The 8,453-nt window shown below is 67.9% G+C and carries 9 protein-coding genes; 8 read left to right on the forward strand and 1 reads right to left on the reverse strand.

The features are described from left to right. Positions 1-124: 124 nt before the first annotated feature. The 6 genes from A9X05_RS01875 to A9X05_RS01900 all read left to right on the forward strand — a co-directional run bounded on the left by A9X05_RS01875 (position 125) and on the right by A9X05_RS01900 (position 5,756). A complete protein-coding gene (locus A9X05_RS01875; protein ID WP_067778815.1) occupies positions 125-1,027 on the forward strand; it encodes a phosphatidate cytidylyltransferase in 903 nt (300 codons plus the stop codon). A gap of 9 nt (positions 1,028-1,036) precedes the next feature. Continuing rightward, complete coding sequence (locus A9X05_RS01880; RefSeq protein WP_067778818.1) at positions 1,037-2,836, forward strand: ATP-binding cassette domain-containing protein; 1,800 nt, start codon at positions 1,037-1,039, stop codon at positions 2,834-2,836. Between the two features lie 355 nt (positions 2,837-3,191). Further along, positions 3,192-3,668 carry a hypothetical protein gene (locus tag A9X05_RS01885; RefSeq protein WP_156669953.1) on the forward strand — a complete coding sequence of 159 codons (477 nt, stop codon included), beginning with the start codon at positions 3,192-3,194 and terminating at the stop codon, positions 3,666-3,668. Between the two features lie 104 nt (positions 3,669-3,772). Further along, positions 3,773-4,075, forward strand: coding sequence for a hypothetical protein (locus A9X05_RS01890; RefSeq protein ID WP_197498872.1), 303 nt, complete (start codon positions 3,773-3,775; stop codon positions 4,073-4,075). Between the two features lie 16 nt (positions 4,076-4,091). Beyond that, positions 4,092-4,457, forward strand: coding sequence for a DUF732 domain-containing protein (locus tag A9X05_RS01895; protein ID WP_067749975.1), 366 nt, complete (start codon positions 4,092-4,094; stop codon positions 4,455-4,457). 81 nt (positions 4,458-4,538) lie between these two features. After that, positions 4,539-5,756 (forward strand): bifunctional 2-polyprenyl-6-hydroxyphenol methylase/3-demethylubiquinol 3-O-methyltransferase UbiG, encoded by a 1,218-nt coding sequence (locus A9X05_RS01900; protein ID WP_067778824.1) that lies wholly within the window; start codon positions 4,539-4,541, stop codon positions 5,754-5,756. On the opposite strand, the gene A9X05_RS01905 is transcribed toward A9X05_RS01900, so the two are convergent. Next, complete coding sequence (locus A9X05_RS01905; protein ID WP_067778826.1) at positions 5,753-6,763, reverse strand: chemotaxis protein CheB; 1,011 nt, start codon at positions 6,761-6,763, stop codon at positions 5,753-5,755. The two genes, A9X05_RS01900 and A9X05_RS01905, sit on opposite strands and share 4 nt — an antisense overlap. Before the next feature lie 252 nt (positions 6,764-7,015). Here A9X05_RS01905 and A9X05_RS01910 point away from each other — a divergent pair, with 252 nt between their 5' ends. Both A9X05_RS01910 and A9X05_RS01915 read left to right on the forward strand, forming a co-directional pair. After that, complete coding sequence (locus A9X05_RS01910) at positions 7,016-7,798, forward strand: hypothetical protein (protein WP_067749979.1); 783 nt, start codon at positions 7,016-7,018, stop codon at positions 7,796-7,798. Positions 7,799-7,908: 110 nt separating this feature from the next. Continuing rightward, a partial coding sequence (locus A9X05_RS01915) for a dienelactone hydrolase family protein (RefSeq protein ID WP_067778829.1) occupies positions 7,909-8,453 on the forward strand: 545 nt, incomplete at its 3' end.

The following is an 8,453-nucleotide window of genomic DNA, read 5'->3' on the forward strand; positions in this document are numbered from 1 at the left end:
CGGTACGCCCGTCGATCCCCACACCACCTCCGCACCGCAACTGCGGTCGCAGGTGCTGGCGCTGCGGGGCGACGTCGTGGCCGATGACCGCTTCGCGCTGGCGTCTTAGAACCGGCGGCCCACCATGTCACTCCTCGACCGCTGGTTTCGTCATCTCGATCGGCGGATGCCGCTCAACATCGACGTGGGTCCGCTGCACGTCCACATGTACTCGACGGCTGTGTTCCTGATGTGGGTCACGGTGGCGATCCTCGCCGTCGCGGGCGCCGCCGTCCTGGTCTCGCGCAAGCGCGAGCTGGTGCAGAAATGGCGCACCTGGGTGCTGATCGCACCGGCTGTCGGGATCCCGGTTTGGGCCGGCCAAGGCACGACGGCGGGGTTGGCCGCGGCGCTGGCCGTCGTCGCGGTGATCGAGTACGCGCGACTGGTCAAGCTGGGCCGGGCCGACACCTACGTGCTTGTGGTCCTGGCCGTGGCATACCCGGTCGCGGCGTGGCTGCGCCCCTCGCTCCTGCAATTCGCGCCGATCATCGTGCTGCTGTGCGTGGCGCCCTCGGTCCTTCAGGGCGACGTCGAGAACGGCGCCAGGCGCGCCGCCTCCGCCGCCTTCGCCTCGGTGTGGATCTGCTGGTCGCTGTCCCACCTCGTCATGGTGGGACCGGACGCATACCTGCTGTGTTTCGCCGTCGCGGCCACCGACGTCGCGGCGTGGTGCGGCGGAAAAGGGTTGCGCCGCATGCGATGGGCGCGCACGCCGCTGTCCCCGCTGAGCCCCAACAAGACGGTCGGCGGGATGGTCGGCGCGATCATCGGCGCGTTCGGAATCCTCACCCTGTTGGGCACCATCTCTGTCGGCCTGCTCATCGCCGTCTCCATCGGCGGTCTGTTCGGTGACCTGCTCGAATCCATGCTCAAGCGACAGGCCCAGGTCAAAGACGCCGGTGACTGGCTGCCCGGATTCGGTGGCCTCCTCGACCGCATCGATTCACTGCTGGTTGTCCTCCCGCTCGCGTACTTCCTCGGATGAGAGATCTCAATGAATAACGACAAGCCCACGATGCCGATCACCCTCAAGAATCGGACCGACGAAGCCGCGAACGCCACGGAAATGCGCGCCCGCTGGCGATTCCCGGCAGAGCCGTTCGGGTCGATCCCGATTAATCGGAGCGTCCAGCGCGAGAATCGACTCCTGCCCGCGGCGACCGGCGGCCTGGAGATGCGCGATGTCAGCCTCGCCGTTGACGGCGAAAGGGTTCTGCTGGACCGGGTTTCGTTCGCGGCGCGCCCCGGCACGTTGACCGCGGTGATTGGCCCCTCGGGCGCCGGCAAGTCCACTCTGGCCAAGGTCGCCGCCGGGGAGGATCGGCCGACCAGTGGGACGGCGTCTTTGGAGGCGAGGGCCGTGCACACAGTGCGCAGCGAGATCGGGATGGTGCCACAGGACGACCTTGTGCACGCCCGGCTCACCGTCGCACAGGCACTGCAGTACGCGGCGGAACTCCGGATGCCCGCCGACACCACCGCAAGCGCATGCGCGCGGGTGATCACCACCGTGCTCGAGGAACTCGAGCTGACACCCCACGCTGATACTCGCATCGACAGGTTGTCGGGCGGCCAGCGTAAGCGCGTGTCGGTCGCCGTCGAATTGTTGACCAGCCCTTACCTATTGGTGCTCGACGAACCGACGACGGGGCTGGATCCCGCGCTGGACCGCTCGGTGATGGCCATGCTGCGCCGGTTGGCCGACGCAGGCCGCGTGGTCGTGGTCGTCACGCATTCGTTGACGTTCCTGGATGTGTGCGACCAGGTGCTGTTGCTCGCACCCGGCGGCAAGACGGTTTTCTGCGGCCCTCCCGATCGGCTCAGTTCCTATCTGGGAGCCTCAGATTGGGCTGACATCTTCACCAGGGTATGCGCCGATCCGGACGGTCTCCAACGGCGGTTCATGCAGGGGCGAGACTCCCAGGAAGCGGACACGGTATGCCGTCCCGCGCTCGTTCAGCCGGTTCAACCGCCCCCTGTCGGCATATGGCGTCAAACGTCGACGCTCGCGCGTCGCCAGGTGAGGTTGCTTGTGGCGAACCGTGGTTACCTCGCCTTCCTCGCTGTGCTGCCGTTCATCGTCGGCCTGCTGCCGCTGACCGTCACCGGTCACGCAGGCCTGAGCCACATGCCGGCGCCTGGCGAACCACCGTTCGAAGCCAAACACATCGTCGCGTTGACGAGCTTCGCGGCGATCCTGATGGGAACCACACTGAGCGTCCGCGATCTCGTCGGCGAACGCGCCGTCTTCCGGCGCGAACAGGCGGCGGGACTATCGGCGTCGGCATACCTGCTCGCGAAGGCGATCGTCTTCGGCGCGGTCGCGGTGATCCAATCCGCGATACTCGTTGCGATCGTCACGGCGCCCGCGATCGGCAAGCCCGGCCCGTCTTGTGCGGTGGTCCTGGGTAGCCCGGCCGTCGAGTTGTTCGTCGGCGTCGCGGCGACCTGCGTAGTGGCCGTCCTTCTCGGCCTTGCGCTTTCGGCCGTGGCCCGCACCGGCGATCAGGTCATCGTGCTGCTGGCGATGACGCTGATGGCGCAACTGGTGCTCGCGGGCGGCTTCATCCCGGTGACCGACCGACCGTTGATGGAAGCCTTGGCCTGGCTGACGCCCGGACGATGGGGGTTCGCGGCGACTGCGTCGACGGCCGATCTGACCAAACTGGTCGCGGGGATTTCGAACGATTCGCTCTGGCAGCACACCGGTTCGGCGTGGCTCACGAATATGGCCGTGTTGGGGGTGCTTGCCATGCTCTTCGCCGGCGTCACGCGCTGGCGTCTTCGACGTTGAGGCGCTTGCGTTTTGCGCAATCCGCCAAGCGGAACGCAGCCGGGCATTACGCTTCCTGGTTATGGCCAGGGGGAAGAAAGTTCTGATTGCGCTCGTGCTCGCATTCGCCGTCTCAACGACGTCGGTGGGCTGCATACCCATCACCATTCCCACCTGCCCCGCGGGTGGCGGCCCGGTCGGCTGCTGATCACAGGCGCGGCATGGGCGCGAGCTTCGCTGCCCGTCGTTGTCTGCAGTCGCTAATCCAGTCACCGGATTTGGGGCACCTTGGTGCCAGAGCTAGAGGCTTTGTGCCCTGTCTAGCCGGCGCCGCCCGAACGAAGATCACCACCAGCACAGGGTTAGGAGGCCGGTGGTGATCAAGCAAGCCATGGCGGGCGCTGCGGCGGTGGTCCTCTTCGTCGGGGGCTGCTCCGCTGGAAATCACAACGGCGGTGGCGGCACGACCACCACGACCACGTCGCATGGTCAGGCCGTGCGCGGATGGGTCGAACTGACCAAAGACCACATGCAAGACCTGGGGATAGCGATGGGCAAGGCGACATTCGCCATCGGGGAGCATGACTACGCCGCCCTGGGGGCCGCCTGCCACGAGGGCCACGACGCGGCGAGCTTCCTCCAGGGGCACCTGCCGTCCCCCGACAAAGAACTCACCGACGCGCTGCAGGCCAGCCTCGACGACTTCGATGCCGCGTCCCACTTCTGCGTCGCCGCGGTCGAGGACAAGGATGCCAACGAGGCGCGCCATGCCGGCGAATTCATGAACTCCGCCGAAGGGCATCTCACCACCGCCACCGGCATCCGGGATCGCATCGTCAACGGACCGGCCTAGGTCGGATCAGCGACCAAGGGGCCGCTGGGCGAGGACCTTGGCCCCTACCAGCTCTCGGCGGGCGGGGCGACAGTGAGATCACACAACTTCAGGGAGGACGAGCAATGAATCGCGAAGTGAGCAAATTCTTCTGCGGGGCGTTCGCCGGCATCGCGTACGCCCACGCGGGCTACGCCATTGCCGCTTCCAGCGGCATCATCGACGAGCCGATCTTCCTCGGGAGGAAGTGGGGCGTCGGGTTCATGTGGACGGAGGCCGTCGTCTATTCCGCGATCAGCGTGGCGCTCGGGTACGCGGGCTGGCGCCAACGGCCGGTCGGGCTGCGCGCGGTCCCCGCGCCGGAGACGAACGGGCAGAGCGAGCACGGGGTGAGCCAGGCGAAGGCCCCTCAGTCGGCCTGGAACTGATCGGCACCGCGCCGGTATGAACGTCCGTCGCGGGAAGTGGCCGGCGGTCTGTGCGGTCCTGCTGTCGGTGCTCGAGCTGCTGGCGTCGGCGCCGGCGTCGGCCGACCCGGGCGACGACGCGTTCATCGCGTCCCTCGCCAACTACGGGATCGAAGTCCGAGACAGCGACGTCGCGATCGCGATGGCCCACCGGGTGTGCACCGGATTCGACAACAACGCGAACGCAAGCGTGCTGGCGATGAAGGTGAAGCGCGACACCGATCTCTCGATGAAGGAAGCCAGCTACTTCGTCGGCCTGTCCGTGGCCGCCTACTGCCCGCAGTACCGGGGGCTCATCGACAGTTCGCTGATCTGGCTGGTCCCAGGGCCCCCGCTGATGTGAGCCGGTACGCCGTAAGCAAGCCGGACGGCCCAAGGCACAGTAAGTTGGTCGCGACCGCCACCGCGAAGGAGCCGCGCCGAAGTGACCGACGATCCGCGGAGCGACGGCGTGTCCAGTCAATACGATCGCTGGGAATACCCGCCCCCGGTGACCGATCTGGCGGCGTGGACCAAGACCCACTGGGACTGGTTCGATCCGTTCTGGGCGCACCGGGTGTTGTGGCCTAACCGGGAGTACGTACCGGACCTGGACATTCTGATCGCGGGTTGCGGCACCTTCCAGGCTGCGCTTTTCGCGTTCATGAACCGCGCCGCCAGGGTGGTCGCGATCGACGTCAGCCGGAAGGCGCTGGAACACGAGCGGTACCTGAAAGACCGGCACGGCCTGGACAACTTGGAGCTGCACCTGCTGCCCATCGAAGAGGTGGCGACGCTCGGGCGCGACTTCGACCTCATCGTGTCCACCGGCGTCCTGCACCACATGGCGGATCCGCTGACCGGGCTGAAGGCGCTCGGCGGGTGCCTGCGCGCGGACGGTGTGCTGGCCGTCATGCTGTACGCCAAGTACGGCCGGATCGGCGTCGAGATGCTCGAATCGGCGTTCCGCGACCTGGGGCTGGGGCAGGACGACGCATCGGTCCACATGGTCAAGGAGGCGATCGCGGTGCTGCCCGCGGATCACCCCGTCCGCCCGTATCTGAAGGGCGCGCGCGATCTGGTGTCCGACGGCGCTTTGGTCGACACGTTCCTGCACAGTCGCCAGCGGAGCTACACCGTCGCGGAATGCCTGGACCTGGTCGGCGCCGCCGGATTGGCATTCCAGGGCTGGTTTCACAAGACGCCGTACTACCCGCACGACGTCGTCGCGCCGGCGAGCGGGTTCCAGGCGCTGCTGAACCAGCTGCCCGACGTCCAGCTGTGGTCGGTGATGGAACGCCTGCAGCCGGCGAATGCCACGCACTTCTTCATGGCGTGCCGCCCCGAACGCCCGAAAGAGCACTACGCGATCGATTTCTCGACGCCCGAGGCGCTCGATTATGTTCCGCTATTGCGGACGGCCTGCCTGCTCGCCGGGGACGATATCCATCTGCCGGGCAGCAAGCTGAAGCTCAACCCGGCCCAGTTGCCGTTCGTTCAGCAGGTCGACGGCCGCCGGACGATTCGGGAGATCATCGAGCACGTCGCCCGCCAGGGCGACGTCGGCCCCGAAAATGCCGAACTGGTAAGGGAATTCGGGCGAAAACTGTTCGAGTCGCTGTGGCGTCTCGACTTCCTGGCGATGGCGTTGCACACCGCTTAGGTGCTCCCGCCGTTCCGACTGTCGGCCTTCGCCGTCAGCAGGCCCTGCCGCAACGCGGCAATCGCGTGGGCGGCCCGGTTCGCCGCGACCGTATAGCCTTCCAGATCCGCTGCGCTTTCGGCGTTCTCGGCGAGGGTGCGGGACAGCCGCGCGGTGTCCTTCAGGTTGCGGATCGCCGCCCAGATCGCTTCTTCGAGTTCGTCGCCGTAGGCGACGAGCAGCGCCTGGGCCGTCCACGCGTGGCCGACCTGGCAGCGGTAGGCGTTGTCACCAACCGACATCAGAGCTCCGTTGCAGCTCGGGCACGTGTATCCGGTCGGTGGGCCCAGGTCTTCCACGCCGACGGATGCGGCGAACTGGCTGTCCATCGCGATCTGATTCTCCAACTCGAGTCGCCCGTCGGGATCGGCCGCCGGCTCCTCGACTTTCCGGTCGGCGAGCCGCCCGAGCAGGCTGCCGATCTCCTTTGCCGCGGCCGTGTGATCGGCCAGGCCGGCCTTGATGGCGTTCTTCGGTAGGTCGGGAAACAGCGCGTCGCTCGGTTCCTGAACCACTGTGGCCCCTCCCTTGGACTTGATGGCGCGCAGTCCGGCCACGCCGTCGTCGAGCAGCCCCGACATCAGAACGCCGATCGCGCGTGGGCCATAGTCCAGCGCGACGGACCGGAACAGTGCGTCGATACCGGGTCGGCGACCGCTCTCCCACGGTCCGTCCGACAGCGCCACCCGGTGGTCGCTGGCCAGCAGATGGTGGTTGGGCACGGCGGCGTAGATCCGGCCGGCCTCCAGCACCGCACCGCCGACGGCCGCGACCGCGGGCAGCGGGCCGCTTCGGTTGATGATCTGCGCCAGCAGGGACGGCGCTCCCGGGCTCATGTGGATGACGATCATGACCGCGAACGGAAAGTCCGGCGGCATCCCCGCCGCCAGTTCGCTCAACGCCTCGATGCCCCCGGCGGATGCGCCGATCGCCACCACGCCTTCAGCCGGCGTTGCCGTGCGACCCATAGCTCGACCTAGCCCTACCCTGTCGCGGTGACAGCCTTCAGATCCGTACCGCTCCAACACTGACCCCCGCACGGCCGCGCGCCAAGGGCCATAAGCCCTCTCCGCGGCGTCACCTTTCGCCGGGAAAGCCGTTGGCGCCGCGGGAATCCGGCGGCCCGAGAACGCCGCGCGGCGGGGGTCGTGGGCCGCGGACCAAATTTTCGACCCGGCCCCCGAGGACCACGGAATCCGTCACTCATACACTGACCCCTCGTGGGCATGCTGTTTGGTCTTGCGCCGTGGATCGTCTATTGGGTGCTCGTCGGTAACGTCCCATTGCCGGCGGCCGCACTCGTCGGGCTGGCCGTCGCTGCCGTCGCACTGGCGATCGGGCACCTCACCGGCAAGCCGGAGCGGACGCTCGAAATCGGTTCCGCCGCAGTATTTGTGGTGCTGACTGGGCTGACCTTCGCGCTCGGTGACCGGTTCTCCCACCGGTGGATACTCCCGCTGAGCATCGCCGGTTTCCTGGTGGTCGCGCTCGCCGGCACGCTGACGGGCAAGCCGTTCGTGCGCGCGTTCGCCGCCGCGGAGCAGCCCGCGGACGTGCGCACGACCGAGTTGTTCGCGCGGGCCGTCAACGTCCTGAGCTGGGTGTGGGTGGGAACCCTGGCCGTCATGACGGTGTCGTCGGCGATCCCGCCGCTCATCCGGGGCGATGCCACCATCCTGGACACCAGGACTCCGTTGTCGTACGCCTGCTACTGGCTCATTCCGTTCACGCTGTTCGGACTGGCGGCGCTGGCGTCGCGGGTGCTGCCCGAGCGGATGCTCGCCGGGATCGACGACGTGGCGCGGGAAACCTCGTTCGTCGCCTACGACGAGGCCACGATCGACGAGCTGTACTTCCTTGCCCAGGAGCACGCGAATCGGGAGGTCGGTCCTGGCAAGGAGGCCTACAACGTGAAGGTCGGGGGGATGGGCATCCCGTTGACGGGGGACGAGTCCCGCAAGTCGTGGCCCTCGACGTACAAGGTGCGCGACAAGCGGCGCTGACGGCGTGGGGGTGTTCCGCTACGTTGGGTTCCGGCGGGGCGGGCCCGGACCGGCCGCACGCGCTCCGCGTCGGGTTGCGGCCGACCAGGGAGCCCAAAGAGGAGTCGCGAATGAACGCGGTCAGCCCAGACGCCATCCGTGCGGAGACGATCACCATCACCGGTCACGGCGGCGACGAAATCGAGGCGTACCTGGCGACTCCGCTCGCCGAGTGCGCTCGCGGCGGGGTCGTGTGGATCCATCACATGCCCGGCTATGACCGCGAGACCAAGGAGTTCGTCCGGCGGCTCGCCGTCAGCGGCTTCCACGCCGTGGCCCCGAACCTCTATTCGCGTGAGGCGCCGGGCGCGTCGCCCGACGATGCGGCGGCGGCGGCGCGGGCGGCGGGCGGCGTGCCCGACGAGCGCCTGGTCGGCGACGTCGCGGGCGCGGTCGAGCACTTGCGCTCGTTGCCGGGCGCCAACGGCAGGTTCGGCGTGATCGGGCATTGCTCCGGCGGGCGGCACGCATACCTGGCGGCGTGTTCGCTGCCGTTCGATGCCGCGGTGGACTGCTATGGCGCCTTCATCGTCGAGGATCCGCCGGAGGGGATGCCCAAGGCCATGAAACCGATCCTGCAGCTGGCGCCGAACCTGAGTTGCCCGCTGCTGGGCCT

This window comes from Mycobacterium sp. E3298 (assembly GCF_001666895.1).
In the GTDB taxonomy this organism is placed as follows: Bacteria; Actinomycetota; Actinomycetes; order Mycobacteriales; family Mycobacteriaceae; genus Mycobacterium.